At 63.3% G+C, this 24,976-nt stretch carries 17 protein-coding genes and 5 pseudogenes; 11 read left to right on the forward strand and 11 right to left on the reverse strand.

Annotation, left to right across the window (positions count from 1 at the left end):
• Positions 1-1,558: 1,558 nt before the first annotated feature.
• The gene (locus tag MB84_RS31165) at positions 1,559-1,948 is read left to right on the forward strand and encodes a group II intron maturase-specific domain-containing protein (RefSeq protein WP_245725611.1); all 390 of its coding nucleotides are present in this window, start codon (positions 1,559-1,561) and stop codon (positions 1,946-1,948) included.
• Between the two features lie 427 nt (positions 1,949-2,375).
• Here the strand turns inward: MB84_RS31165 and MB84_RS25225 are convergent.
• From MB84_RS25225 to MB84_RS25240, 4 genes and pseudogenes are all read right to left on the reverse strand, one after another.
• A pseudogene (locus MB84_RS25225) lies at positions 2,376-2,831 on the reverse strand (integrase core domain-containing protein); the annotation flags it as partial.
• Positions 2,832-2,847: 16 nt separating this feature from the next.
• Positions 2,848-3,933 carry an IS110 family RNA-guided transposase gene (locus MB84_RS25230; RefSeq protein ID WP_046289963.1) on the reverse strand — a complete coding sequence of 362 codons (1,086 nt, stop codon included), beginning with the start codon at positions 3,931-3,933 and terminating at the stop codon, positions 2,848-2,850.
• Positions 3,934-4,171: 238 nt separating this feature from the next.
• Positions 4,172-4,846: a DDE-type integrase/transposase/recombinase gene (locus MB84_RS25235; protein WP_084010107.1), complete on the reverse strand. Its 675-nt coding sequence runs from the start codon at positions 4,844-4,846 to the stop codon at positions 4,172-4,174.
• Positions 4,843-5,337 (reverse strand): transposase, encoded by a 495-nt coding sequence (locus MB84_RS25240; protein ID WP_245725619.1) that lies wholly within the window; start codon positions 5,335-5,337, stop codon positions 4,843-4,845. Before MB84_RS25240 ends, MB84_RS25235 begins: the two co-directional genes overlap by 4 nt.
• Positions 5,338-5,434: 97 nt before the next feature.
• Here MB84_RS25240 and MB84_RS31790 point away from each other — a divergent pair, with 97 nt between their 5' ends.
• Complete coding sequence (locus MB84_RS31790) at positions 5,435-5,611, forward strand: IS3 family transposase (RefSeq protein ID WP_084010108.1); 177 nt, start codon at positions 5,435-5,437, stop codon at positions 5,609-5,611.
• Positions 5,612-6,518: 907 nt separating this feature from the next.
• On the opposite strand, the gene MB84_RS25245 is transcribed toward MB84_RS31790, so the two are convergent.
• Positions 6,519-8,519 (reverse strand): metallophosphoesterase, encoded by a 2,001-nt coding sequence (locus MB84_RS25245; RefSeq protein WP_052654374.1) that lies wholly within the window; start codon positions 8,517-8,519, stop codon positions 6,519-6,521.
• 478 nt (positions 8,520-8,997) lie between these two features.
• Between MB84_RS25245 and MB84_RS31880 the strand changes: the two genes are divergently transcribed.
• The 4 genes and pseudogenes from MB84_RS31880 to MB84_RS30610 all read left to right on the forward strand — a co-directional run.
• A complete protein-coding gene (locus tag MB84_RS31880; RefSeq protein ID WP_483825101.1) occupies positions 8,998-9,300 on the forward strand; it encodes a hypothetical protein in 303 nt (100 codons plus the stop codon).
• Positions 9,301-9,876: 576 nt separating this feature from the next.
• Positions 9,877-10,203 (forward strand): transposase, encoded by a 327-nt coding sequence (locus MB84_RS25250; RefSeq protein ID WP_245725612.1) that lies wholly within the window; start codon positions 9,877-9,879, stop codon positions 10,201-10,203.
• Between the two features lie 23 nt (positions 10,204-10,226).
• A complete protein-coding gene (gene tnpB, locus MB84_RS29300) occupies positions 10,227-10,370 on the forward strand; it encodes an IS66 family insertion sequence element accessory protein TnpB (protein WP_281192333.1) in 144 nt (47 codons plus the stop codon).
• A gap of 118 nt (positions 10,371-10,488) precedes the next feature.
• Positions 10,489-10,854 (forward strand): annotated as a pseudogene (locus MB84_RS30610) (IS110 family transposase); the annotation flags it as partial.
• Between the two features lie 259 nt (positions 10,855-11,113).
• Here the strand turns inward: MB84_RS30610 and MB84_RS25260 are convergent.
• The 3 genes from MB84_RS25260 to MB84_RS25270 all read right to left on the reverse strand — a co-directional run bounded on the left by MB84_RS25260 (position 11,114) and on the right by MB84_RS25270 (position 15,346).
• Positions 11,114-11,992: a hypothetical protein gene (locus tag MB84_RS25260; protein ID WP_052654380.1), complete on the reverse strand. Its 879-nt coding sequence runs from the start codon at positions 11,990-11,992 to the stop codon at positions 11,114-11,116.
• Positions 11,993-13,283: 1,291 nt separating this feature from the next.
• On the reverse strand, positions 13,284-13,880 hold the full coding sequence (locus tag MB84_RS25265; RefSeq protein ID WP_052654382.1) for a plasmid pRiA4b ORF-3 family protein: 597 nt from the start codon (positions 13,878-13,880) through the stop codon (positions 13,284-13,286).
• Between the two features lie 245 nt (positions 13,881-14,125).
• The gene (locus MB84_RS25270; protein WP_046289972.1) at positions 14,126-15,346 is read right to left on the reverse strand and encodes an ISL3 family transposase; all 1,221 of its coding nucleotides are present in this window, start codon (positions 15,344-15,346) and stop codon (positions 14,126-14,128) included.
• Between the two features lie 1,519 nt (positions 15,347-16,865).
• Here MB84_RS25270 and MB84_RS25280 point away from each other — a divergent pair.
• Positions 16,866-17,201: a hypothetical protein gene (locus tag MB84_RS25280; protein ID WP_157122969.1), complete on the forward strand. Its 336-nt coding sequence runs from the start codon at positions 16,866-16,868 to the stop codon at positions 17,199-17,201.
• An 815-nt stretch (positions 17,202-18,016) separates the two neighbouring features.
• Entirely contained in the window at positions 18,017-18,388 is a 372-nt protein-coding gene (locus MB84_RS25290; protein ID WP_157122971.1) for a hypothetical protein, read from the forward strand.
• Between the two features lie 1,444 nt (positions 18,389-19,832).
• Here MB84_RS25290 and MB84_RS25300 read toward each other — a convergent pair.
• Positions 19,833-20,690: a hypothetical protein gene (locus MB84_RS25300; RefSeq protein WP_052654392.1), complete on the reverse strand. Its 858-nt coding sequence runs from the start codon at positions 20,688-20,690 to the stop codon at positions 19,833-19,835.
• Positions 20,691-21,297: 607 nt separating this feature from the next.
• Between MB84_RS25300 and MB84_RS31170 the strand changes: the two are divergent.
• Together MB84_RS31170 and MB84_RS25305 are read left to right on the forward strand one after the other, a co-directional pair.
• Positions 21,298-21,675, forward strand: a pseudogene (locus tag MB84_RS31170) (ISL3 family transposase); the annotation flags it as partial.
• A 10-nt stretch (positions 21,676-21,685) separates the two neighbouring features.
• Positions 21,686-21,892, forward strand: coding sequence for a hypothetical protein (locus MB84_RS25305; RefSeq protein ID WP_052654394.1), 207 nt, complete (start codon positions 21,686-21,688; stop codon positions 21,890-21,892).
• Here MB84_RS25305 and MB84_RS29305 read toward each other — a convergent pair.
• Positions 21,885-22,178: pseudogene (locus MB84_RS29305) on the reverse strand (IS110 family transposase); the annotation flags it as partial. The gene MB84_RS25305 and the pseudogene MB84_RS29305 sit on opposite strands and share 8 nt — an antisense overlap.
• Before the next feature lie 618 nt (positions 22,179-22,796).
• On the opposite strand from MB84_RS29305, the gene MB84_RS25310 reads away from it, so the two are divergent.
• A complete protein-coding gene (locus tag MB84_RS25310) occupies positions 22,797-24,011 on the forward strand; it encodes a hypothetical protein (RefSeq protein ID WP_052654396.1) in 1,215 nt (404 codons plus the stop codon).
• Here MB84_RS25310 and MB84_RS29310 read toward each other — a convergent pair.
• Positions 23,930-24,945 (reverse strand): annotated as a pseudogene (locus MB84_RS29310) (integrase core domain-containing protein). The gene MB84_RS25310 and the pseudogene MB84_RS29310 sit on opposite strands and share 82 nt — an antisense overlap.
• Positions 24,946-24,976: the final 31 nt, after the last annotated feature.

Genomic DNA, 24,976 nt, shown 5'->3' on the forward strand with positions numbered 1-24,976 from the left:
CGCGGGAACGCCGCTGTCGTGGCGAGCGTGTCTGCCAGCACGCAAGCGACCTGCGCTCATCCGCTTGAATCAACCTGCGCCACGCCACGTCCGCCGTCTTTGCGCATACGTACCGGCGGTGCACCCCGGGCGGCACACCGCTCACGTGAACGCTCGGACCCATGACAGCGTCCTGCACGCCCCCGTCTGCATCGAGAAGACCCCGAGGGGTACCGGGCATGCGTTTGAATGGGATGCAATTGGCTGACCTCCGGCCTTTGGCCCGCCGCCGCGCCAAGGCCCCAACCCCGATCGAGTGACAGGGAGCGCGTCAGAGCCGGCCATCGAGGGCGCTACGGCCTTTGATTTGGTCCAGGCGAATACCCAACATCGCGTCCAGCCCGGCCCCCGGCACGCAGGCGACAGGCTGCCGTGGGCGGGCACTCCCGGACCGGCGTGCCGCGCAAGCGCCGGCGCAACAAACGGGGCGGGCGCCGGGCCGCGCACTGACCGGCGGTCAAGCGCCACCCTTGGACTCTGTGAGGCGCTGTGAGGCTATTTGAGGCTCCGGGAGCGCCCCTGAGGCCTCGTGAGCCCGGCGGACGCGCGGCGTGAGACCTATGCACGGACGGCCCCTGAAGCATAGGAGCCGCGCGTCCCGGCGCTGCCGGTCTCCGATTCGTCTGACTCGCGAAGTCGGTGACCTCGCCAGCCCTCACTGGCTTGTCGCCTAAGCGAAGCGGTGGCGTCGTCCGCGGCATGCTCGTGTGGGGCGTCCTCGAAGCGCTCGTTTGGCGAAGCGCCGAGCACCGGAGGGGCCCGACGAAACCGTCGGTGCCGCGAACCTGTAGCGTGGTAAAGCCCGAAGCGTCAGCGTCCGCGCAAGCCCCCATGGCCGTCAAGCAAGGCGTGCTGTCGCTGATGTATGGCACTGCGTGTGACGATGCTCGCGGTCGAGGCGACAGCACGATAGCCGCCCCTCTCGTTTCGCGTCCCATGCCCCGGCCCCCGTGCCCCAGGGGCCCGCCGACTTGGCCTCAACAAATCCGCACACCGCACCCGCAACGAACGCGAAGACGACGAGCAGTAGTACGAACCGCCACGCCTTACGCTCAAGCGCGAGGCTTGCCGCGACCGGAGGGCACCCCGCTGGCCACTTCGACACCGTTCATCATCGTCTGCTTCTGAAGGGAATCCGCAAGCGCGTTGCCGACCGGCGTTTCCTTGCCCTGCTCTGGAAGTTCATCAAGGCGGGGGGCTGTCTTGATTGAGATCTGTTTCGCGCCGCGAGTGAAGGCGTTCCCCAGGGCGTCGTCGTCTCGCCCCTGTTATCCAACATCATGCTGCACGAATTCGATGCGTGAATGCAGAGGGACTATCTGGGCATGAAGGTGCGCAAGGTTCGGTGGGCGTGGAACTTCGCGATTCTGAAACGGCGTCCGATTGCTGTTTCAGAAAACCGGCAGTGGACACCGGCTATCGCCTACTGTCGGTATGCGCATGACCTTGTGATCGTGGTCAAGGGAACTCGCGAACATGCCGTGAGTTCCCCGAAGGCGCACCGAAGCTCACCCTGAGTATGGAGAAGACCCGTATCACATACATGAACGACGGCTTCGTCTTCCTCGGTCACCGCATCCTCCGCAAGCGTGGACCCCGCGGGCGGATGCGGCCGGTGACAACGATTCCGTGGCAGAAGTACCGGGGCTTTGCCGAGCGGCCAGTCAAGCAACGGTCGGGCAACCACGGCATGAACCGGATGGACCTGATGGAGAGCCTAAACCGGCAAATCGGCGGCTGGGTCGCCTTCTGTCAATCCACCCATTACACGGCCCCCATGCGCAGAAAACTTGACCGGACCGCGTTCCGGAAGTTCGAAGATTGGCTCGCGCGCAGGTTTCGGCGCGGATTGAGGTCGCTGACGCGCGATCATGCGCGGGCACCGGAACCGCGACAGGCCAAGGCATGACGGCTTCATGGCCGGAATAGTCGGGGTTGGTACGGGGCGGTGACGCTTCGGCGTCTGGTTACCAGCCGGAAGGGCCGGTTTAGGTGGCGTAGCCCCTCGGAAAATCCGTACCTCATGTGTGACGAGACACGCAGCACCATCGAGTCGCGCTATGCCGATGTCGCCTTTGCTATGAGCAACGCTGGAATGGAGAGCCGTATGCGCTGAGAGGTGCAAGTCCGGTCCGGGGAGGAGAGTCCGGGGGATAGCTCGACTACGCCCGCTCTCTTACTCCACTTGCGACTGACGAAGGCCGGTTCTATCCGACCGGAATCAACGACCTGTACAGCGGTGAGATGGGGGGACGCGAGGAGGGATTGCATGACCCGACAACTCGTCATGCAGGCACGGAATTTTTCACGCTAGTTGTCGCCTCACCGAATAAATTTCAGGCGGCCGTTCTCTGCCGGCTACGGCGTTGCGCGGCGACGTCCTGGTGGTCGATGCGATCCGGGTTCAGGTGCACAGCATCGACGCGCTGCCCGTTGCGCGTCGGGCCTTTCCAGCGCAGCGGATGGCGTTGCCGGGCGGCCTCATAAAGCGCCGCACGTCGATCCGGAATGTCCTGATCGAGCTTGGCATGGCGCTGCGCCGGCGTCACGAACCGGGTCGCGCTGTGACGATGCTCGTGGTGGTACCAGCGCACCAGCGCGCCCACCCGGGTGCGTGCTGCGAGCAGGGTGTCAAATGCCCCCGGCGGGTAAGTCGGCCGGTACTTCAGGGTCTTGAACAACGACTCAGAATATGGGTTGTCGTTGCTCACGCCCGGACGGCTGAGCGAGGGCATGACGCCCAGCGCCTGGAAGGTGGCGAGCATCGTCGCACCTTTCATCGGGCCGCCGTTGACGCCCTTCTAAAGGTCAAGAGGTAAATTGGGTCTGCGCGATCTGGCGGTAACGTTGCCGGATGGCGTAGAAGACCTCTCGTGCGATATAGCGCTTGAGGCATCGAATCGCTTCAAGCTTTGAGTGGCCCTCGCTGACGCGTTTGGCGACATAGGCTTTTGTGCGATCGTCGGTTCGCAATCGACCGATGGCGATAATGTGCAGGGCGCTGTTGGCCGCGCGATCTCCACCGCGATTCAGTCGATGTCGTGTCACCTTGCCAGAAGACGCCGGGACGGGACTCACTCCACAGAGGGCGGCGAAGCTGGCCTCTGACTGAAGCCGGTCGCTGTTGTCGCCAGCGGTCAGTAGCAGTTGCGAAGCGGACTCATAGCCAATTGAATACCGGGAGACCAGATCGGGGGCGAGTTCATCGACCAGAGCCGCGATCATGACATCGAGGTCGGCGATCTCGTCGTGCAACTCGAGATACCGACGCCCCAGTGATTTTAATGCAATCCGGTTGGCAGAGATCAGGCTCCGATAGTCAGACAGATCGGGACGCCACGCGGCCAATGTTCGAATAAGCTGCATCCGTGTCATCTTGCGCAGCGATTCGCGTAACTCGTCAGGCGCGCTGATGATGGTACTGTGAATTAGTTGCAATGCAACGCGCCTCGCGGAGATGGCGGTCTTCCGGCAGACTTTCAGAACGCGCAGCGATTCAATCATGCCGTCGCGTGTCTTGGGCGTGACTGTACGCACACCAGCAAAGGCAGCATGCGCCGCGTTGCAAGCGTCCAGCGTGTCGTCCTTGCCGCGTTTGCGCCGGTCGCTCCTGTCGGGTGCCGTGACCTCAAGCACCGTTACGTGGGCCAGTTGAAGGTAGCGAAGCAAGCCCGCTCCGTAGGAGCCGGTGCATTCGACGCCAACCCGGGCAAGCTCTCCGAATGAGCGCATCCAGAGCAGCATCTGTTTGTAGCCATGCCGCGTGGTAGGGAAGCATTCACTGCCGAGCAGACGATCGTGTTCGTCAACGACAGCTGCAACATGCACGTCCTTATGGGTATCCACGCCGCCCACAACGTTGCGATATCCAGAAATAGCCGGTTCTTCTTTCATGAGCCTTGCTCCGGTTGCCGATGAGATTGAGGCGATTTCACCGGCATCGAGTACCTGGACAAGACAGTAAAGCGACAGAGCGTCAGGCCCTTCTTGAGTCACACGTATCGACGAGGCGAAACCTCGCCGCTCGGCGGTTCCGGACGATCGACAGGTCAGGGGAAAGACACTACGTCGATCGGAATGTGGGTCAGGTCGCCCGGAACGCTTTACGGCACCAAAAGTCGCCGGACAGCCCTCATTGAAAGCCGCGAGAAGCCCGGAAACATCTGATACCCGTATTCTTACTATCCGAATGCAGAATCACCTGATTGGGCTGTATCGCTTCGCGCGCGCACCAGTCCTTGAGGACTTCGCCAACCAGGACGCCGCTTTCCTGCGCATAGACCTGCCAATCAACGATCTTGCGGCTGACCACGTCCAGAAACAGGTACAGATGGAAATACTGCCCGCGCACCGTCGTGGGCAGGTACGTGATGTCCCGGCTGTACAACTGGTTAGGCGCGTAGGCGCAAACCGCACGCGGTTTGCTGCGGGCCTGGGCCGGCCGTTCGCTGCGCCGGTGGGCGAGTTGCTTCTCGGCCTTCAGAACCCGGTAGAAGGTCGACTCCGAGGCGATATAGCGTTGCTGGTCTGCCAGTCGCGGCACAATCCGGCGGGGCGGCAGATGACCAAATTCGGCCGAATTCGCCACCGACAGAAGCTCGGCGCGCTCCCCGGCGCCAAGCTTATGGCGCGGCTCGCGGTGTCTTAACGTGCGCCTGCCCACTGCGTCAGGTTTTGCTTGCCGCCGGCGTTCAACGGTGCGCGCGCTGAGCCCCACAATCTTGCACGCGTGTGCCTGGCGGGCCCCGGCCAGGGTCGCCTCGTGGATGAGCCCAATCAATGCTTGGCGCTGCGCAGGCGACGTCATTCGGCCTCGTCCCCGAGCAGCGCACGGTACTTTTTTTGCAGCACCAGCGGCGCCGCAGCTTCCGCCGGCGCCTTCTCCTTGCGTTTCAACTCGCGCTGCAGCTCGACATTGGCCTGCTTCAGATCGCGCACTTCTTGCGCGCTCTCGCGCCGGCTGACGGCGGCCCCACCGGCGCAAAAATCCGCACGCCACTGCGCCAGATGATGCGCAAACAAGCCGCGCTCCCGAGACCAGCCATGCAAGGCTTCGTCGACCAGCCCGTGGCTCTCCTGCAAGGCCATCAGCCGTTCCTCCCGCGACCAGTCTTTCGGTCGTCGTGGGTCTGCAGAGCTCGGGCTCCGGTTCGTGGCGCTGGCGCCTCTCGTCCTTTTCCTTAATGTCAGTACGTTGACGTTCAATTCGTCGGCCACCGCTCCAACCGTGCGGCTCCCGCGCTGCAGAACCTTCGACAGCGCCTGCGCCTTGAACTCAACAGAATACGTTTGTTTCACTTTCAACCTGCACCTCTGACTCTACTTGATAAGGAAGTTCAGAGGCGACAACTATTCTGACGCCGGGGGATAACGCCCCTCGACCCGTTCGGGGCAGGTGAAAAACCGAGCGGATGTCCAACGCCCGTTTTGCTACGCGCGAGCGCAAGCCCGGCAAGCGATCACTGAGTACATCGAACGGTTCTCCAATCAACACCGCATTCAGGCCCGGCGCAATGATTTATCGCCTGTGGCATACACCCGCCGATACGTCTCTGACAAACGCGCGGCCTGACATGCTCCATCCGTTGGGATACACGGATGCCGACCGACATGAGCCTTGCTCAGCCGGGCAGGCACAGCGTCCCTCGGGGGTGAGCCCGCGCCCCTGGCGCATCATGCGCACGGCCTCGCGGCCGCCCGGCACGAGGCGGGCACAACGGAAATATCGGAAATTTTGGAAACCCCGCATCGCGCTGACGCGCCGATCACGCCGATGGATCGCGCGGTCCTGCGCAACGCGGTTATTCCGATACGGGTGCCGGCGGATTTCGACGGGCAGCTCGCGCCGGACACCAAACGCCTGCAGCGCGGCACGGTTCGCACCGCTTGTGGGAGCGGTCACGGCCTTTCGCGCGTCCCCCGACGAGGGCTTTTTCGACGAAACGACGTGCGGCGTCGGCAGCACGGCGCGCGCAGCGGAAAAGCGATGGTGTGCCCCCGCCTTGTCCACCGCCCGGCAGCATATTCCCCCGGCCTCTGACCCGGCTATGGGTCTCGCCCATGCGCCGGCGCCCACCGATGGGGCGCCGGCGCGCACGTATCGCTCTGTCGAAAAACCGGCAGCCCCTTGATGACCCCGCGTCGGGTCGTCGAGGGGAGCCACCGCCAGGCCGCGCTCGACCCTCATTTCGTCCGGATCGCTTGAGCTCAGCGAATCGGCGACGTCCCCGCGCACGCACGGCCACATCACTGCCCAGGGGGGCGGTGCAACCGCTTCAGCCCCTTGGCGATGCCCGCGTGCAAGGGCTTTGTGGGCGGCCTCGCAGCGCGCTTCATCGACGAGGTTCCCGGTGCCCGAAACCGTAGCGTCCACCTGACTCTCCCGATGGCGACGGCCCCCTTTTTGCCAGGCTGCGAGACGGCACTTTTTTATCCGCCCCGGACAGCCCCTCGTCCTTGGCGCACGACCTACGCACCCCCTAGGCGGACACAGGGTTGGGGTTCCCCGAGGCGTCGATGGCCCCGTTGCCGTTCGTCACGGGCGCGGGCTTACTCAGCTTGGCGGGGGCGATGCTTGCCAAGGTTAACCAAGGATTTGCCTTAGCCGTGCCGACGGGCGGGGCGGCGGGGTCGGCCGCCTCGGGCACGTACAGGGCCAGCATCGTGGGGCGGATGTCGTGGTTCCCACCCGCGCCACCCGCGCGCGCATTCATGGAGAATACCCCGCCGCCTATCTTGCGCTCGTCATCGTGACCTTTGAAAACGATCAGACGATGGCCCTTCGCCGCGAAGGCCTCGACCACGCTTTTGTTGTCCTCGAAGGACGGCCGAAAGCTGGTGTGAAAATCCAACTGATCTCGGCCGCTATGATACATCGCCAGACGCCCTTCCCAGAACTCGGGGGTGAGGTACCCTGGTTTATTGTAGGTCTCCAACCAAGTTGCGATTTCCACCTCTTTTGCATCGCTCCAGCGATCCGCCGTGCACGCGCCGGCGGGAGCGTGGGTAAGCAAAATCTTGGGATTCATGGTCAGGCCAAGGTTGGCCGCGTCACCGTAAGTGATGGACATGAGCAGCTGTAACTTCTCACTGGGGCGCAGCGCCTGGGCGTCTTCCGGCATGGCCACCCGCCGGCTGTTACGGACGTCCTCGAAGAGGTCCTTGGGATTGCCCGTGAACCTGAAAAAACCCTTGGCGGTCTGTACGGTGCCGTCTGGGCCAATTCTGAAGCCTTGGTGGTTGGCGATCACGCCGCTCTTTTCATCGTAGTAAATGTCGTCAAAGACGGCGCGCTCGTGCGCCTCCCACTGCTCGCGCGTCGCCCAATCGGCGGCAAAGCCAGCAAAGTCAGGGACGGGGCGCTTCTGGCCGCGCTCGTCCACCCTCACCCGGTAATCATCGTGATTGCCCGCAAGAAAGGTGACGCCAAACCTTTTCAGCCAGCCGCGGATGAAACCACCCCACCTCATATTCGACGCCAATCGGTCGTGAATGAGATCGCCGAGGAAGATCAGCGGATCGATGCCCTCGCGGAAGGCCATCTCGCCCCACAGGTCGTCAGCCAAGTCCCAAAGGCCTTCGTTTTTTTGAAAGTCTGAAAAGTTGCTATGGTCCTGGAGCACATAGTCCGCTTCCGCTTGCAGACGTTGGGCCAACATGGCTTGCCCCACGTCGGTGAACAGGATGTAGCCCGACCCAAACGCGGCCAGCGCGCCCCGATCGTCACTACCGTCGCCATCGCCGACGAACTTCAGAATGGGGCGGAAGTTTAGCCGCGCAGGGTCCACCGCGTTGCCGCTCGTGTCCACGACGGGGGGCGCGAGCAGTTGCGCATGATACTCGGCGGCCTCGGGCGTGAGTTGATCCCGAATGTTGGCAAGCACCAAGTCCACTTCGGCGCGAATCACCATCGCTCTAAGATCATCGAGCTGCGCCAAACACGCCCGTCGGGGAGCGTCCTGCTCCCAATGGACCGCATAGCTGCTCAGCCGGGCCGCCGCTGCGGTCTTGGCCACCATGCCCGCGATGACGGCGAGCGTCGCGCCGGCAGCGCCGACGGTGATGGCGAACGGCAGCGCCAACTGCGCCGCGGCCACGACCACTGCCGCAGCAGCGATGGCCCCGAGCAGGGTGCCCACCCGGTGGAGCATGTGGGTCATCCAGCCCGGCGGCGATCCGCTCGCCATTTGGGCTTTGAGTTCCTGCCGGACACCATCCAATGAGTACCCGGTTTCGTACAGTGACGTGAGTACCGTCTTGAATTGCGACGCGGCCGCCCCTTCACCCGATTGCGTGTCAAAGTGATAGGTGGCATTGGCGGGCTTTACTTCCTCGAGGTCCCGCTTCAGCGCTTCGACCGCCGTCAAGCACGCTGGCAGAGTGTCGAGCCCAACTTGTCCGCTGCGCAAGGCCGCGTCGACCTGCTCCGTGAACACCCGCAACTCGCCTTGCTGCAGCGCCTGCAGGGCGTTGCTGGTCACGGCCAGGGGGGCCCTTGAGGTCCCGCCCGCTCAGCGTCTTGCCGGGCTCGGCCACGGTGGGGGGGTGGTTCGGGAATTCGATCGGTTTGGTCGGTTTGATCGGCATGGTCGGGCTGGCGGCAAGCTGAGCTCAAGGCGAGTGAGTGGCCCACCCAATATGCGCCGCCGCGTGAGCGCACTCCGCCTTCATTGCAGGACCGCCGGCGGCACCCGACGTTACGGGGTCATGGTAGACGCGTTGGCGCGCCGTTGATCTCAGGTGGACACCTGAGCTCAGGCGTGCCCGTGACTTTCGCCAGGGCTATCGCATAAAAGCATGACGCCTGGAAAGCCGGGGATTGAGGTTGCGCGTGCAAACGCTGCGGCGAAGTCGTTGACTTTTGTCTTTTGTGCGGCGAAAGACGCACCGTAAAGTCCTCGGTATGGAAGAAGCGTTGGGGGATCTGTGCGAGACGCGCAGCAGAACACCGATGCATCGGTGCACGCTCTGACACGGACGCGGCGGGTGGCGCTGTGCGCCCGTCCCGCCGGCGCAGTCAGTGGGTCCGCAATCGCGGTACGGGGGCGAGCGAAGCCGGACCGGCTGCGTGGCCATGTGCCGCCGAAGCAAGGCATCGCGTCGCACCATCCCTTTGGGCGAGTGTTCGCGGCGCTCGACCTCGGTCTATGTGACGTGCGGTGGATGAGCGGACTGTGCCCGGCTCCGGCGGGTCAGATGCTCGCCCTCGATGGTAAGGCGCCCATCCGCGCGGCGCACGCGTCATCCGTCGGGGCGGCCTAGGGCAGCGGCCTAAGTGGAGGGCGCGGGCCGGTGCGCCCGGCCGACACGCGCAACGAGATTACCGCCATCGCGGCGTTGCTCGCTGCGTTGCGGCTAACGGGCGCGATCGTCACCCATGGAGGCCGTGGGCTGCCAACGCCCTATTGACCATGCCTTGATTTCATGTACCGCAGGAAGATTGATAATTTCCTGGTTGTCCCGAGGATTGCCGGTCAGAGCCATCCGTGCCGACATGGCAACACACGCACGCGTTCAGGGTTCAGGTCCTCAGGCTTGCCGACACCGTCGGGCCGCCTGCCGCGGCGCGCAGGCTCGCGGGGGCCGGGGGGCGACCTTAGGGAGGTGGCGTCGGCGTGGCCGCCGTTCCGAAGGCGGTGTCAAGACGCGGGGTCGTGAGCTCAGCGCTGCACGTGTGTCGCGCCCGACCCGCGCGCTGCAGGCGGAGAACAGCCGGCCGCGAAAAGCACTCGATTCATCCCGTCTTGTGAGCGAGATGAAGGATTGCGAAAGTGGCTCCCGCTACGTCAGTGACGGGAACCACTTTGGCATCCGAAAAGAATCATGGGAAGGGGCGGCGTGGTCGTGCGCCCCACGATGTGGCGTTTCGCCAGCGGCTGGCAGCGGCGGCGTGCGAGCCCCAGGGTGTCGGTTTCAGAGCTTGCGCGCGCGCATGGCATCAACGCCAATATGCTGTTCAAATGGCGGCACACGTATCGGGCGCAGCGTGCCGTCGAACCCGCGCTATTGCGGCCGGTGGCGCTCGCCCCCATATTCGCCCCCATCGCTGCTCAAGTGCGGCGGGATCCGGGCACGATCGAAGTGCGGATCGGTCAGGCGACGTTCAAGCTTTCCGGTCGCGTTGATGCGCGAGTGCTCCGCACGGTGCTGGCGGCATTTCGGTGATCGGCGTGCCATCAAACACGCGGGTGTGGATCGCCGCGGGGGTGACCGACAGGCGCTGTGGCTTTAACGGTCGGGCGGCCAAGCTCGAGGCGGTGCGGCAACAGGATCCGTTCTCGCGGCCCATCTTTCTGTTTCGTCGCCGGCGCGGTGATTTGGTCAAGGAATGAACTGAACGCGGCCCTGCCTCGAATGTGAGAGCCAAGGGAGGGGGATCCTCAAGGGCCAACGGCATCCGTGTGCCCAGGTGGAAAATGCACGCATTTCCCGGCCACCGGAGGTTCCGAAGTGAATGCTACGCCGGTTGGAATCGACATTGCAAAGCGTGTTATGCAGGTGCACTTCATTGACCCGCACACAGGCGGGATCGTGAACAAGTCGATCAAGCGTGCGCAGTGTCTCGAGAACTTCGCGAATCGCGCGCCGTGCCTAATCGGGAGGGAAGCCTGCAGTAGCGCCCATCATTGGGCGAGACGGTTGATGCGGACGAGGCACGAAGTCAGGCTGATGCCGGCGCGGTTCGTGACGGCGCGGTTCGTGAAGGCGTTGAACATCCGCAACAAAAGCGATGCAGTCGACGCGAAAGCGATCCGGCCGGTGGTACGGCAGCCGAGCAAAGCGGTGGCGGTAAAGACAGAAATGCAACAAGCGGTAAGGAATGAGGCACGAGTCAGCGACTTTCACAGGGGCTCGCAGCGGCAACACCGGCTGCGACAAGGCCGGATGTAGCGCTGCAGCCCATCCTGTCACTCGAATCACGCGAGAAACTTGCGCAAACGGGCCGCATTCATATCGCGCTGTACTGGAGCGAGGGGCGCACGGTGCGTGCCGGCCAAGCCGCTGGAGAAGGGGCGACAGTGCCCCGCCGATGAGCGGGATAGCAAGTGAAGCGTTTCGCGCGGGCGCCGACGCATCAGGGACGTATTCCGACGCCCCCGCCGGACCGATCGCGACACAACTTGCCACCGAACACCCGAATTTTCTCGCAGATCTCCTCATCCGACTCGTTTCCGGAAATGAGCAGCAACTGCGGCAGTTGGCTTTTGACGTCGGCCGGGATCTCCGGGTCCGGTACGGCCAGCCCCGCGGGCAAATAATTCACGTTGCCAAACAAGAAATCCGCCACGTCCACGCCAAAGCGTTGGTGGTCTTCGCGCAACAAAAATTGCGTGGCCGCCAGCATAAACTCCAGAAGAGGCCGACATTGCGTGACCGGCGTGAGGTCGGGGCCCGTCCAGGGCGCGCGCCGGCCCAATGCCTGGGCGAGCGAGTCAAGGTTGGTATTTTCAGAAAGCGGGAGAAGGGAATCTGCCGGCATTCGGTTCTGCCTTAATAAATAGGGGGCGTAGGCACCGTAATTGGCGTCGAAATCCGTCGCCAATTTGACGCGTATGCCCTCGAGGGTAAGTTTCCTCAGTAAGCTCACATTGCCATCGGCATCCACGATTTGGACGCCCTCCCATGTTTCGCAAAACTTGATCTCGCGACCGCCTCGCGTACGCACGCTGACTTCAGCGCCCGCCCCTCTTTGCCTCGGCGAAGCCGTGATTGCGCGATGAAGCTCGACGGCCGCTTCGCGAAACTCCTCCCTTTTCGGGATCACGTTGCACCGGTTTTCCACCGCATACAGGATGCCGTAGCCAACGCCCAGGGTGAGCACACCGATCAAGCCTTTGACGATTTTTGTGCAGGGGGTGTTTTCGTAATTGCCCGCCGCCTGACCGAGGTCGCGTCCCGGGGCCGAGTCGGCCGAGAACGCGCGGAAAAAGGTATTGCCAGAAATATAATCCACGACGGATGCCTGCGTAAGAGGAGCGGCGAGAGCGCGTTTTTCCAGGGTCGGCAGTGCGCTCAACGTATCGGCTGACCAACGGGCAGGGTGCGGTTGGCCCGAGGCCCGGTGGCTTGAGCCGGCGCAGGCGCGGCAAACGTTGCCGTGCGGCCGTGGCGTGCGAGCGCCGCACGCGGCGCAAGAGGTTCCGCCATTTTCCGGCGTACCACGGGGGACCCATCCGCCACGCAGCTGCGCAGTAGCGTGCGTTGCGCGCATCGTGAAGTGGCACCGCCCGCCACGAACGGCGCGGCGGTCTCGCCCATCGCATGGACGGACTCAACAACCGGGGCAACCGGGAGATTTTTACCGCAGGCCGTGGCGTGTGACTTTCGAAATCATGGCGGGATGCCTGATTTTTGGCAGGGCGGGTCGCGCGCGTAGGGCGACGACGCTCGCGGGTGCGCCGGCGCTCGGCGTGCCCTCGCCACGCCACTGTCGCGCGTTGCGCCTGGGCTTAGCGACAGTCGTCGGCAGAGGGGGAGCAGGATCGAAGGGCGTCGAGTGTCCGCGGTGGACTGGCGCCGCGCGAGCGTCGCTTCAGCTTGACGCTCGCGCGGCGCAGAAAGCGCTCGTGTGTTGCCTCGACCGCTTAATTGCGCTCTCGCGAGCTTGAGAATCTCGTGGGCACGACGCCACCCGTTGACCTTGCGCTGCAAGGCCGTGCGTCGCCCGCGCGCCTCTGTGTGCACGCCATCGCGCTCAACCGGGTGCGAACGAGGCGCGTTTGACCCGCGCGTGCAACGCCTGAGGCGTGCACGCCGAACATTCGCGTGATCGATTCGGCCGCGGCCCACATCGACGCAGGGGCGTTACGCGACTCGCGCACCGAACGCATTGCGCGCGCTCGGACTGCCGGGGCATACTTGGATACCTCCTTATTCATGGCTACCGTCCCTGAAGCGTTGAAGCCTCCACACCCTCCGGGGTGTTTCGGAGCGGTTGCCTCTTTGGGGGGTACCGACCTTTTTTGGACGAACTCGCTTGAGCTCGGAGGGCCGAGCGAGCCATGGGGACGATGATGGTTGGGGTCGTGCCGCCCAGCCGTCATTTCAGCCGTCATTTTTTCGCCGAGGTCGTGGCGCACGACGAATGCATGCAAGTTGCGGAATTCATCACGCAACCGACCGGGGGAAGCGTCGTTCAGTCGATGATCGGACGGCTTGCCGGGGCGCGTGTCGCCGAGTGCCACTGCGCGCCGGTCCGCCCGGTCGTCTACAAGTCAGCGTGTGCCCCCGGCCGTCTTGACGGGCTATCGATTTCCCCATCGATTGGTCGCCAGTCGCATCAATGCTGCATTGGCAGCCCGTATATCGAATCGCTCTGAATCGAACCCCGGGCCGACCCACTGACGGTAGTGCGTGGCCGCCTCGCTGTGCGGGTTATCGCGCACGGCGCTCAGGAACACTTCATATCCGCGCGGACCCCCGACATCTTCGGGCGGGCAGGCACGCGCGCCATCGAGAACCCTGGACTCGCCCCAGGCTTCGTCTTCAATCGTTTCCATGTTTTCGACGACGATCCGGTGATACCAACCGTCACCGAAGTCATATTGGTAAATGATGTGCGAGTCAGGCCGGAGCACTTTATTCAGCTTGGTTTTCCGGTCATCCAACGTCTTGGCCAAGTCCATGAGCTCCAGTCCTGCGTCGATATCGAGCTGGGCATACGTCTTGCCGTCGATCAGGAAGTCGTGGAGATGGGCGTCTTCCCAGCCGAAGGCGGCTTGCAGGATGTGATGGAGTTTGCGCAGGGTGTCGGGACCCTCGACCGTGATGCGACGCCAGATGGGCGGCTCGATATGCAGCAATTGCACGTGCAGGGTATAGCGCTGGAACGACTTGGCCATGTGATCTCCGGTATCTGGAATGTCGATGGCATTATCCCTTCATCGGCGCCACCCCGACGCGGCGGGAGGTAAATTCATCAAAAATCTCTTACAGCAACAGTCGCGTACAGCAAAAAGCGTGGTGCCGGATTTCCCAATTTCAGTCGCCATTCGAGCTCGTTTTAGCACCCAAGTGCCACGGTGCAGCTCCGACGAAAAACTATGGGAACAATCTCAACACGGGAACGAACGGACAAAAGGATGGTTCATTGAGCATTACCGGGGAAGGCGGCGCGGATTTTGAGGAAGAAGTATTCCTGGTCTCGGTAGCCGTAGGCGCGCCGCTTAATGACCTTGATAGTGTTGTTAATGCCCTCAACGATGCTGGTGTTTAGACGATGTCGGCATCTGGCCAGGATGCCATGCAGATAGCCTTTCAGACGCTGAGCGAAGGTGTTCAAGGGGGCTATTCCGCTTTGCTCGGCCTGCTCGCACCAGTGGTGCCAGGCTTGTTTTGCCCAGGCAGGTCTTCGGTAGAACCAGAGCCGCTTGAGTTCGTCCCTCAGGACATAGACCGTCAGCAGCGGCTGGTTGGCTTGCAGCAATTCGTCGAGCCGGACGGCCTGCTGCCGGTCTAGCTTGTCGCGGTTGCGCAATAACAGCCAGCGGCTCGATTTGATGACCCGGCGCGCGGGACGGTCCTGGCGCAGTTGGTTGGCCTGATCCACGCGCACCCGATCAATGACCTCTCGTCCGTACTTGGCCACGACATGGAACAAGTCATAGACGATCTCCGCCCGTGGGCAGTGGGCCTGGATTTCTAACTCGTAGGCCGTAGTCATGTCGATGGCTACGGCCTTGATGCGTTGGGCGACCCCACGCGGCAATTGCTCGAAGAACGCCCGAGCCGTCTCGCGTGAGCGTCCTGGGCCGATCCACAGCACCTGCCTGCTGATCGGATCGACGACTACCGTCGCGTACCGATGCCCTTTATGCAGGGCGAACTCGTCCATCGCTAAATACTCGATCCTGGACCAATCCGGTTCGCGCACTGACGCTCGGAGCCGGGCCTTGTCCAGCGTCTTGACGGTATGCCAACCCAGCTCGAAGAACCTCGCCACCGCCTGCACGTTGCTCGATTGCAGCAATTGGCTGCAGGCCGCCGCAAGCCGATCCGTCACCCGCTGGTAGCGACCCAGCCAAGTAAGCCGCTCCAGGCGCGGGCCACCGCATTGCTCACACAACAAGCGCCGGCGTGGAACATGAAGAACAACCCGGTACTCAAATAACGGCAGATCTCGCACCCGGCGCACCGTGGTCTCATGGACCTGGCGACATCGTGCGCCGCACTGCTCGCACAGCATCACCTTGGCGGTTGGCTTCAAATAGATCGACAGCGTGCGCCCTGTGCCCTCGGGCCACTCCACGCGTTCGACGGCATAGCCCTGCCAGCCTCCCAGCGACTCCAGCAGCTTGCGATCCAGCATCTCCACGCACTCCTGATGGCAAATTCCTGCCATCAAGAGTACGAAAACTTGTCAAATCCCTCCACGCTATTGCGCGATGAACCAAAAGGATAGGGTACACGGCACAGATCCGCCCGAAGCGCGGTGGCCGGGGGCGCACACCGAGGCGAAGACGTTTGATCGCAAGCAGGCTGCGGCGGCGTGGATCATCAAGCGGGTGAAGGAGGGGGCGCGTCCGGGGGCCATCGAGGCCGCAGCGGTGGTTGCCCCTCTGTTTGGCGAAGTGATTAGGACGTCGACGAATCGAGCACGAAAATCGGGCGGACGACAGCCCAAGTCTTGAATGCCGTCGCACGAGCGCCCATCGGGGAGCAGCGTTGCAGCCAGTTGGGAAGCACCGATGACGGTGATTTCGCGAAGCGCCTGGACGCACTTCCCCAAACCGTGAGCAACTGTAGGTCTCGCATCGGGGCGGTCGTCAACGTCGCGCGACCGGCTCGGGGCTGTCCGCTGGCGGAGCCAGCGCTGAAGGATGCGCGACGAGTGCTATGCCACCTCGCTCACACGGCCAAGTCTGCCACGCGGGCGAGACGTGCAAGTTTTGCTGCGCTTCACTGCTCGAACACTTCGTGGGAATTCGCGAACGACATCCAAAAAGCGCGCCCATGCAGTACATCGTGCCGTTCGCAATATGTGCGACGCGCCGCCCGTAGGAGATCGTGACGATCAAGTGGTCGAACTTGGATAGGAATGGTTCACGATATTAGTTCGGGACATGAAGCACCCGGGACAAAAGATCGGCAACGACGTCCGGTGCGACCTTCCCCCGGCAGCGATGCGCATTCTGTCTGCAATCCCGCAACTGGAAGGCGAAGACCGAATCGTCCCGCACACCACCGACGCCGTTGGAGCAGCACTCACACGCGCATGCCAGTTTCCGCAAAATCAGGATTTGAGATTTCACGACCTGCGCCACGTAGGCACCGGTCGGCTACCCGAAATGACGGCTCGACGATGTCTGCAAGAGGCGGGCGGGTCCAAAACCCCGGCTGAGGCATTCGCTGCAGGCGCTCCACCCGGGCGGGTTTTGCCGGGTCAAGAGCTGCGCGGCGCAGGGCTGCCGGGGGCTCGGCAAACCCACCCCTCGCCACACTCGCGTCCCTGCATCGCCAATAAACGCAAGTGGCGGCCCAAATACGAAAGTTCCCGGCGCTCGGATCCTCTATACTGCGGCCGAAACAAAGGCCGATGTTTGTTTTTTACGCGCGTGCGCGTCTGCGGCCACGGAAATCCCTTATTTTTTCGCGCTGCCCGGCGAAGTCCTGCTAAACGATGCGCCGCGACGGCCGGCGCCGTGCCACCGAGCCCGCGCGTTCGCCCAACAGGGCACGCCATGCGCGGGACACGGAGCAGGGCACGGCAGGTCGCCACGCACGCGCCGCCAGTGCAGACGCGCCGCACCCGGCGCCCCGGCGGCTTACGATGCGGCGGGCCGGGCGACCCCGTCAGCCCTTGCGCCGTGCAGCACCATGAGGATTGCATGCAAGACCCTACGGTTGTGCCGCCCCACGAGCCGCTCGAACCGCTTGAAAACAAAGTGGCCAGAATTGCTCAGTATTTTCTTGAAAGAACGCAGACGATGGATGACGGGCTCACCCGAATCGGTGCGCAGATCGCCGTCCATTCGCTCGCACTCCGCTCGCTCGCGCGCGCGCATGACTCTCCCGAAGCGGTGGAACGCGGCTTTCGCGCAGAGCTCGACACCCTGCTCGGGGCGTTCGACGACAGTCCGCTGACGCGCCCGGCGCACGACGCCTTGCTACTGGAGACGAACGGGTTTCTCGCCGCGCTGCAGCGAAAGGACCGGTGCGAATAAACCCTCCTACGCAGCGGCGCCCAAGTGACGGCACGGGCGCCAGCGCCGCGTGCCCGGCGCAGGCCGTGCAGGCTGACGACGCTCCGGCTCGGCCCGCCGCCGGTGCCAAACAGCCCCGCTCGGGCAAATCAAGGCGCCGCCGGGGCGGGACAAAGGGGGGCGCAATGCGCCGCCCGGCGTTTGCAGCAATGCGACTGCGCGCCGTTGGAGGCGGCGCGAAGGACGTTGCCGCGGCGACGCGGTCAACTTTGCCGGCAAGCACCGCGGCGCGGGGGTCGCAGCCGTTGCGAGGCGCAGTGCGAAGCGCGTATCTGTCGATGCGAAGAACGCCGTTGATCACGCGCGGGTTTCCTGCGCTTCACGGCGAGAGATCGTCGAGAATGGGCCGCGTAAAATTGTCGGCGCCGGTTGCGCTGACGGTTTGCGCCGACGATTTGCTCTGGGGCAAATCGCGCGTGGCTTAGCCGCGACGCCGCGCCGCTGCGTGGCGCCCGCCCGCGAAAGCCCTTCACGCCGCGGACGCCGCCGGGGCTGACACTCGTTAGCTTCTCGCGTCACGGTATGCTCGTTCCGGACGTTAAGGGAGCCTATTCGTCCCGACCGAGCGCGCAGGGTCGGTGAGGTTCAGTGGGCGGTGTCGACCTCCCGCCTCCTCAGGGGGCAACGACCGAAGTCTCGCAGGGGCGCGGGCACGAGCCTAATTCCCTAAAAAGCGCCACCTCTCGAAAGTCGGCGCGCGTGGCTCGAGACAGAACGGGCAGCCGGCGCGAGTCTCGGCGGACACGCTTTAAGAAACCATCAGCAAGGAGACTTCAATGAGAGTAGTTGCCGTGCAGGCCAACATGACCGAAACCGCCGCGCTTGCGAAAAAGTTCGCGCATGACGAGTTCGCCCGCGTCATTGGCGTGGAAATGCCGTCCGAGTCCGACATCATTGCCTACTTCGTCGACCGGCTGCGCAGCATGACATGGGCGCACATCGAGCCGAACGGCGCGCCATCGATTCGACGACTGCACGATTGCGTGTTTGTCATGCCCGTCGCGCGCCATGGCGGTGGAGCCCCTGTCATCGAGGCGCACCTGATGGTTCTGCCACAAGCCTGGCACGAGTTACCGACGTACGTCGTTATTTCGGAGGGCGGCAATACCGCCACGCGTCCCGAGACAGCCAGTCGCAACGCCGCGTGAGGCGCCCTTCTGCGGAGGGCGCGCACGCCTGTTTTGAAGGAAATACCACCGCTGCCTGAGGAAGCCGGACGCGCCTACGAACACGCCGCAAACCGGTATCGTGAGGCCGAGCAAGCCTACCTGCGCGCGGACCGGAAAGCGCATACGCAGGCAGCGTCGGCGGCGGCGGAGGCCCTCCGGAACGCGGTGGCCGATGACACGCCGCTTGACGTGGCCAGGGTAGGCTCCGTTAAGCCTGCGCTCCTGCCCCAATTCATCAACGCGGTCATCGCTGCGCGTGAGAGGGACCTGGATCCTACGAACGGGGAGGAGCAAGGGCTTTTGCGTCAGGCTCAATCCGGATTCGCATGGACTTTTTTCAAGACCTTGTCGCATTGCAGCGCTTCGACGCGGGCAAGCACTGTTGCCGGGTGCCCGGAAGCAAACAGCCACCAATGTATGACATCAGTACCGTTGAGACGGCAATAACGGTACTCGAGCACGGAGGCCGGCATCCCTTCTCGCGAAAATTCTTTACCCGCGAAGAAGTGCTCCCGGGCCCGCGCTGCCTGAGCCTGCTGTTGGCCGTGACGTCTGCCCCGATTTAAGTGGCGCTGCGATTCAGAGTCCGATCACGTCGTCAGGAAAGGGGACAGGAAGAAGCCATGTCAGCCTCCGGCCAACCCATCCCCCAATGCCGCTTCCCGCCAATCAGGTGGCTGCCGGCTTCCCATGATGCGAACGCAGGTGCGCCATGTCGCCGGCTTAGTGCGTCGGCAATCGAGTGAGCACGTCCTTCCGATAGACGGACGGATCGTGCCCATTGAGTTGTATCCTGACCTTGCCTCGAAACGACGTGCCGCACAGAAGTTGGATAACCTGTTGAACGCAGGACGATAGGGGCGAAAAGGCGTACCGAATCGTCGCTACACCGATGAGGCCCGGGAGGAGGCGGCAACACCGGCCCGTTCACGGGGACCCGATGAGGCGGCACGCCTGTTGATTTTCACCCAATGTTGCCCCGCGGGGCAGCAAAATTTGACCCGCCCCCAACAGCGTGGTCCATCCACTTCTGCGGGGATAAGTCGTCGGTTTCCGTGCCCTTGGGGCCTTTTTCCGCGATACCCGAGACGTTGCCGAACCGGTCGTGAAACGCCAGGACTCATTGCCCTTGAGACGCCGTGCGGCGGGGTCGACCGCGCCGGCGTTGAGGGTTGCAATTTTGAACCGGGGCGCCCGCATGCGCGGCGCGAGCCAGGGATCCACCATTGTGGGCGGCCACTTTCCTTTTCGGCTCCTTTCCGTGCGTTTCGCGTGCCGTTCATAACACGTCGCCCGCTCCGCCGGTTCAGCCGGATCGGGGTTCGTCAGGCGGGCCAGGGCCTTGCAGCGACAGCGGTGCGCCGGCGCCGGGAGCCCCGGCACGACGCGCGAGCCGACCCGCTTCGCCGTCGCGTCAGGCGAATCAGACGACGGGCGTCGATTTTGCGTAAATGCACTGCAGGGTGTCCGTGACGGGCGCCCCTGGATAACGAGGCTCGCAGATGAGAAATGAGACCTCGAGCCGCCCCCATCCCGTGGCATAACACACGTCCGCCCGGATGAGGCCGTTCTGCAGCGCGCTCAGGGTGAACCTCGGCCGGCATCGCCGCGCGTCCTCGCGCAGCTCGAGCTCGCGCTCGGGCTCCGGCATCTCCGGGTTGGCCATCTCCGTGGATTCCGGGCCCGGTTCGCTCGCATCGATCGCCCGGCATATCGCCATACACGTGGCCGGGCAGGCGAGCCGGTTCAGCATGTCCCGCGTAGGGCGGGACGCGTTGTGGTATAGCTCGAACGCATCAAGATTGCCCTGCGGGACGCGCGCCTCGGCCGATTGTTCCAGCGCCGTAGGATGCCACAGGTTCGCGGTGATGGCCGCGGGGACACCTTGCGGCGCCGCCGTGAAATGGATGGGGACGTCATCCACCTCGTTCAGCGAGAACCGCACGACGTCGCGGTCCAACGACAGATAGACGAACTTGTCCCGGTCGTCGATCGTCACCTGGTCTCGCAAGTGCTCGAAGAGGTCCAGCTTGTCGTTTTCGCCGTGTTGCATTAGCCACAACGTCTGATCCGCGTCCCTGGTGATCTCGTTGTAGTCGTGCCCCAGGCAGCACCAATCCCACAGCTTCTGAAAAATACCGCGTTCGTCGGGCCGGATCACGGTCAGATCCTTCCGGCGTAGGATGCCCTTGATGTGCTGAAAGTTGGCGTAGGTGATGGGATCGTTCCCCTTCCCCGGGAAGGTGAGAACGGGCTGGTCGGCGACGATGGGGAAAAACATAAGCTTTCCTATGGAGCCGTGGGGTTGCATCAGGGGGCTGACGGCGCGCGACAGTCCCGGCTGCTGGCGGGCCCGGGTTCCCCCGTCGCCCGCCGTATAGACCGATTTATTTATAGGCCACGGCCCCGGGGCGCGCTGTCGAAATGACGCTGTTCCATTCGTTTATGACGTCGCCGGTGGCGAGCCATGCCGGGCGGGCGTGAACAAACAAATCGTGCCCGGGCGCAGCGTCAGCCTGAGGGGCATCGTGGGGCCACGTGATCGAAATGGGGCCGACGGCGGGCGACATTCCGGCCGGACGACCGGTCGCACGGCACCGCGGTCGGCGTGCGCGTGGCGGCCACCGCCCACGGTGGGCCAACGCCGAACCCTGCGTGACCGGCGACCGGGCGGCGGCACGATGCTGATGTGCACCCCCAAGTGGCTCATTATTACGTTGCGCCCAACCGCGCAATCGCCTTCTCCGTCACCGTCGTGTCCACCACCACGCGCTTCAGGCGCGTGCTGCTGACCCCCCGGGCCTTCTTTGGCTTCATCGTGGAAAACCGTGGAGGTTTTCCGGGCAATTGACAATCTGACGCCCATGAAGACGGTGTTCGGAGGAGAATTGCCGGATGGAAAAGCGTTGGAAGCCCTCGGTTGCCGGACGCGATACCGAGTCGAGCGAGTGGCGTGGCCTTCGCAGGAAAGCCGGACGCTGTCGCTGTCTCTGAAGCCATCGAGCCGAGTAACGCTATGCGAGCAATGCGGGAAGCGTTGCTCGCGGATTCACGAGACGACGGTACGCCGGGTTCGAGACCTTCCCCTGTTTGCGTGCCGAGGGGTGCCGCTTGTGCCGCGCCATGCGCGTGGAGGGCCGCGGTGTGAGCCCTGTGGTGGCCCGAGAGCGGAAAAATCGGACTCGCTCGGGCGCTATCCGCGTGTCACGGCAAGCTTTGCCAAGGCGTGTGAAATTTTGCCCAAGTCGACCCATATACAACGAGTCGATCCGGGCGGTGTTCGGTCTGTCCGACCCGCCCGAATTTATTCCGGTGCTGTCCTCTGACGACACGGGCGTCGCGCCCATGCACGAGCTCGTGCGTGAGCTTGGGACCGAAGACCCCGAGGTCCGGGGGGCGGCGTTTATGGCGCGTGCGCCGGCGCGCAACACGCACGACCTCACGCACAACCTCGCGCACAACCTCACGAGCAAACGAGGCTGATGCCGCATTCAAGTGGGAGGCCGTGCATCCGCGCTATGGTCGCTGTACGATCACGCACGAGCGATTCCCGCACTCGACGCAGTGCAAAAAGGGTCTACCGGCATTCTGTCTTCGGGGGCACGAATCGCATGACCGGGCACGACGCCGCGCGGATCGCCTCAGCGTCCACAAAATCATTCTTGTTGCTCTTCAAAGGGAGAACCCGCTGCGCAGAGATGAGCTTGACCTGATGCCAGACCGTAGCAAGTGTGTGCGCCCTGTGATGCGAACCCGCGCAGGCTTGCATAGCCCGACCTCAACGTGGGCATCCGGTTCGCATTCCTTTGGCATCGGCGCCGGTGTCGCCATGGCCATCGTTTGAACGGGGAGTCGTACGCGTTAAAGGTAAGGCGACGACGATCTTCAGAAACGACATCAGGCTTTCGGAAAAGGCCAACCTCCCGGGATGGTCTCGGCCGGCCGCAGTGCAGGGCATGCTCTGATTGTCTACGGCTTCGCCCGGGCCAACAGGGGGCGAAAATCCGAAGTGCGTGCGGCCTACCGGCCCCGCTGTCCCCGCCCGCCCGCCACAGCGGCATGCGGGAACGCGACTGACCGGTCATGACCTCAGGTCTTTACTCGATGCCAATCACCGGGGCACGCCTGATAATAACGCGACGACGCCCGCTGTGGCTGCATCGTAAGACGCCACAAGCTGGGGCCGGACTTTCAGCCATCGCCAACTGATTTCGGTAGCGACGAGAAGCGATCGGAGCAAACCGACGCCGGTGAGCATTCTCGGACTCCTATACGCAGGCGCGGGGGCCTCCGTCCTGTCGGACGCCCGCCACGGCCCGCGCCGTCATTCTCAGCGATAAACAGGAGCAAACACACCATGGGATTGTTTGGGAGTCCACCACCCACCATGACCGCGCCGATCTTGCTTCGCGGCAACTGGCTCGTCGAGGACAAGATCAGCGGGCCCGAGGTCGATCGTGCCGCAGGCGTAGAAGACGCCGCGCCGATCTGTAAAAGCTGGGGCGAAAAACTCTGGGACGCCGTCAAAGACATGTTCTGCAAGACCCGCTGGGAAGAAGCCACGGGTTACATCAACGACATGACGAAACCAGGGATGAGCGACCAAGAGCGATTTGACGGCTTACTCAGTGTGTTTGGAATGGCGGCGCCGGCGCAACTGAGGCGATTTACGGCGCGCTGCGACCCCGACAATCACAAGAACGCGATAATCAGCATCGATCAGTCACCTATCTCAATAAGGGTGCCGCGACGCATGCTGGTCGAGCAGACGCGGTACGACCCGGGCTGCTTCCCTTCCAGAATGCTCGCGGATCACCTCAAAGAGTTGGGCGCTGAAACGGGCTTCGACCCGAAGGATACGACGACGACCTTCGCGCAGCACCTGAAGGAACTGGGGGCCAAGAGTGGGCGCGAACCCATGCATGTGACGACGCCCGGGTTACTACGGCACCTGAAGCGATTGGGACCCGAGGATGCGAGGACTACCGCAGAGAAGCACCCCGCGCAACAAAAGGATTTTTTCGTCAAGCGCCATGCGGAACTGCGGACGCTGCATGATAAGTACCGTGCGCAACAGCGCCCTGCGTTGACGAAGCACCTCACGGACCAGCGCGCTTCGTTCACTCAGGTTTGGAAAACCATAGAACCATGGTTCCCCAAGACCTGCGCGTCTGCCGCCAGGGTGTATCTGACCTCGTTCCTGGACCCCGTCACGTGCGATGCCACAAAGCGGCACTGCTTCGCAAAAATGCGGGAAATGGCATATTCGCGGGACAGCGACAAACTCCAACGCCGGCAGACCCATGACGGCAACGAGTTGCTCCGCCTCGTGGGAGTCACTCACAGAAAAGTCATTCCGGAAGCCAAGGATTGCGCCCCGGTTGCTTTCAATACAGAGGCGGTGGTGATAGATAATCGGTTGAGTGTTCGGCGCTCCGAAACGGGGCGTCCGATTCAGGTTGGCGATGCTGCGGTGGACCATTCTGTCGGCGTTAAGGTGTGCGATTCGCAGACATCGTTTCACTTTTTTGAAGGCCGTTTCTTGCGCGCGTCGGAACCCGTGTCGCCCGCAGGGAACACGGGTTCCGACGCGCGCCGATGATGTTCGCCGAGGATTTTGTCGACCCGCCGTTCGCGGTGCCGAATTCGCTCTTTGCGCTCGTCGTACGCACTTTCCACCACTTCCGCGAGAGGTGTGCTTTCACCCGGCTCCGCAATGCGGTCCATCGGAGTCTTTCCACCGAGTGAGCCGTGTGGCGGACGCCGGTTGTAGTCGAACTGCCACTCTTCGATTCGCAAGTCGATTGCCCGCGCTGTCAGGACGTGGTGGAACCAGAACTCGTTCAGGTCAGTAAGCCGCGAACGTTCAACTTTGCCATTGAGGTGCGGCGCGTGTGGTGGCATTGGCCGGAATTTAATGCACTCGTTCCTCAGGCGCCGCTGCACGGATTCAGCGAAGAACTCACCGCCGCGCTCGGTCCGGATACGTTGAATCGGAAACGTCATCTCCTCGATGACGCGAGCAAGGAAAAGCAGCGTATTTCGGGCATTTCTTCGAGGGTAGACGGCCCGTACACGAAACCGAGGGCAGTCATCGATGGCTGTGTCCCGGTAGACGCCTCGTGCAATCTTCATCGTGTCCATCTGGACGCGGTCTCCGGGAACCGGACGGCTGTAGCGCCTCGGTTGTGCCGGCTTCCTGGGGCGAACCGACGGTTTCACCGACGCTTCGCACAGAACCTTGTGAATGGTCGCCAGGGACAGTTCTCTTTGCTCGTAGAGGCGCAATGCGTTCTGAATCCGCCGTGCGCCCTTGCGCTCGGCTCGCAGGCGAAGAATCGTTGCGCGATCTGCGTCAGAGACCTTTCGATTCGGGCTGGTCAGGGGCGACGGCTTTGAGCGCGAAGACCTTCATCTCCCGCCTCTTGGCAGCGGCGCAGCCACTTGCGAAGCGTTGGTCTGGAGATGCCACATCTCGCGCACCCGAGACCGGCGTTGCCGGTCTCGTGATACATACGCACCCAGCGTAATTGCATTGAGATTTCGAGCTCCATCGTCCCATATTAG

Source organism: Pandoraea oxalativorans, assembly GCF_000972785.3.
GTDB classification, from domain to species: domain Bacteria; phylum Pseudomonadota; class Gammaproteobacteria; order Burkholderiales; family Burkholderiaceae; genus Pandoraea; species Pandoraea oxalativorans.

Excerpts from the sequence above, each read along its gene's own strand:
- MB84_RS31165 (WP_245725611.1), top strand. The coding sequence starts at position 1,559 with ATGGAGAAGACCCGTATCACATACATGAACGACGGCTTCGTCTTCCTC.
- MB84_RS25230 (WP_046289963.1), bottom strand. The coding sequence starts at position 3,933 with ATGAAAGAAGAACCGGCTATTTCTGGATATCGCAACGTTGTGGGCGGC.
- MB84_RS25235 (WP_084010107.1), bottom strand. The coding sequence starts at position 4,846 with ATGACGTCGCCTGCGCAGCGCCAAGCATTGATTGGGCTCATCCACGAG.
- MB84_RS25265 (WP_052654382.1), bottom strand. The coding sequence starts at position 13,880 with ATGGCCAAGTCGTTCCAGCGCTATACCCTGCACGTGCAATTGCTGCAT.
- MB84_RS25270 (WP_046289972.1), bottom strand. The coding sequence starts at position 15,346 with ATGCTGGATCGCAAGCTGCTGGAGTCGCTGGGAGGCTGGCAGGGCTAT.
- MB84_RS25280 (WP_157122969.1), top strand. The coding sequence starts at position 16,866 with ATGCAAGACCCTACGGTTGTGCCGCCCCACGAGCCGCTCGAACCGCTT.
- MB84_RS25290 (WP_157122971.1), top strand. The coding sequence starts at position 18,017 with ATGAGAGTAGTTGCCGTGCAGGCCAACATGACCGAAACCGCCGCGCTT.
- MB84_RS25300 (WP_052654392.1), bottom strand. The coding sequence starts at position 20,690 with ATGTTTTTCCCCATCGTCGCCGACCAGCCCGTTCTCACCTTCCCGGGG.
- MB84_RS25310 (WP_052654396.1), top strand. The coding sequence starts at position 22,797 with ATGACCGCGCCGATCTTGCTTCGCGGCAACTGGCTCGTCGAGGACAAG.